Annotated in this window: 1 protein-coding gene; it reads right to left on the bottom strand. The window is 66.5% G+C overall.

The window, feature by feature from the left end:
* Positions 1 to 113: 113 nt before the first annotated feature.
* Complete coding sequence (locus ACIQ87_RS40260) at positions 114 to 1,835, bottom strand: IS1634 family transposase (RefSeq protein ID WP_402417239.1); 1,722 nt, start codon at positions 1,833 to 1,835, stop codon at positions 114 to 116.
* Between the last annotated feature and the right edge of the window lie 163 nt (positions 1,836 to 1,998).

The raw sequence follows: 1,998 nt of genomic DNA, 5'->3' as shown, positions 1-1,998 counted from the left end.
CCTGCGTTCCGCGTAATTCAGCGGCCTAGAGTCACGAATCTGGGGTCTGACCTGGGCGGACATGGGTGAGGGCGCCTGAGAGCCGTTTCTCTAGGCGCTGGTGTTCGTGCTGGTCAGCGGGGTGCGGGTTCGAGGGCGATGATCTGCTTCGGTGCGGGGATGTCGAGCTTGGCCAGGAGGTCGGTCTGGGGCTTGGTGGGGGTGGTGACCTGCCGGAACAGGCCGGTAGGGCCGGTGAACGTGCCGAGGTGGAGCCGGTCGAGCTCGCGGCGGATGGTCGTCCAGGTCTTGTCGGTGGTGGTCTCGACGATGCGGATCAGCAGCAGGGCGAGCCAGCAGAGGACGACGTGTGCGCGTATGCGTTCCTCGAGCCGGTGATAGACGGGCCGCAGGTCGATGATCTGTTTCATGTCCCGCCAGCCCCGCTCGACTTCGAGGAGTTGCTTGTAACCGAGGGCGATGTCCTCGGCCGACAGATGCGGGTCGGAGCATCGCAGCAGGTACTTGCCGTCGAGGTTCTCCTCGGTCTTGATCTTCGCGGTGTCGATGCGGAGCTTGCCGGCCGGTGTGGTGCGGAGGTAGCGGTTGAGGCCGGGCTTGTCGGCGAGCTTGCCGCGGAGCTCGCCGCGCTTGAAGTCGCTGAGCTTGTCGGTGCCTTCGATCAGGGTGGCGAGCCGGGAGACGAGCTGTTCGCGTATGTGCTGGTCGCGGGTGGCGGCTTCGGGGTTGTGACAGATCACGAACCGTTCGGTGTCGGAGATCCGCACCTCCTTGACCCGCGTGTTCCCGGCGATCTCGCTGTAGCGGCCCTGGCGGGACAGGGCGGCCTTCACCTCCGGGCTGCCGGAGCGGAGTTTCTCTCCGACGATGTAGGCGTGGTCGCCCTGGCGGAGGTAGCGGCGGTTGCGTTCGCTGGAGAAACCCCGGTCGGTGACCCACACGATCTTGCTCAGGGTCCAGTCCCGCATGTCGTCCTTGACCTGCCGGATCAGCTTCTGGTCACCGGTGTTGCCGGGCCAGGACCAGACGCGGACCGGGATCCCGTCCCTTGTGACGGCCATCCCGATCACGATCTGCGGCAGGTCGTCGCGGGAGTCCTTCGACTTGCCGAAGGTGCGGAACCCGGCCTGATCCGCGCACTCGCCGTCCTCCTCGGCGGTTGGGCGGGCGTCCGTCAGGAGGCGGCCCCTGTCGTCGCGGGCGGCGGGTTCGTCGACCTCCTCCAGCTCGAAGTAGGTGCTGGTGGTGTCGAAGAACAGCAGGTCGACTTCGAGGTTGAGGAGGTTCGCGACCTCGTCGAACACCCGCTTCTCCAGGTCGTCGGTCACCTCGTGGAGCCAGTCCATCGCCCGGTAGCAGGCGTCGTCGTCGGTGACAGGCAGGCCCTCGACATGCACGTCGTGCGTGACCCAGTCCGCGGCTGCCAGCTTCGACGACGGAGCCAGGGCCCGGTTCGCGACCAGGGAGAACAGCACCCGCTCGGTCACCGACATGTCCCGGCGCCGGCCCCGTTTGGGCTGCCCGACCTGCCCGACGATCCTGTCGATCCTCAGCCGCCGCCAGAGATGATCGAGGACGTAGGTGCCGCCGAACGGGACCGACGAGACGAACTCCAGGTCACCCGCTGCCGTCGACGCCAGCGCCTCACCCGGCTCCAGCAGCCTCGATAGAGACGCGACCAGGCGCTTCACTGCGTCCCGGTCGAGGGCGTCCTCACGGCCGAACGTGAACAGGACCTTCGGAACCGCCCGGCCCTTCACCGGATCCCACTCGTTGTGGGCCAGGTGCAGGTACCGGACCGTGCCGGATTTGTTCTCCCGCTTCGTCGTCTTCACGTACACGACTCCAGACCCTACGGACCAACTCCAGATCAGTGCAGGCGAATCCGCAAAATCGCGTCTCTAGGCGAATCCGACCGTGTCACCAGCCCCCAACCAGCTGACCTGCACCTTCAACGCGGCAGGGACTCCAGATCCCCTGAATTACGCGGAACGCAGG

Origin of the sequence: Kitasatospora sp. NPDC096204 (assembly GCF_044763205.1) — a bacterium.
In the GTDB taxonomy this organism is placed as follows: domain Bacteria; phylum Actinomycetota; class Actinomycetes; order Streptomycetales; family Streptomycetaceae; genus Kitasatospora.
Note: the sequence above shows the minus strand (reverse complement) of the source record. Positions and strands in the feature narration are given on the sequence as shown.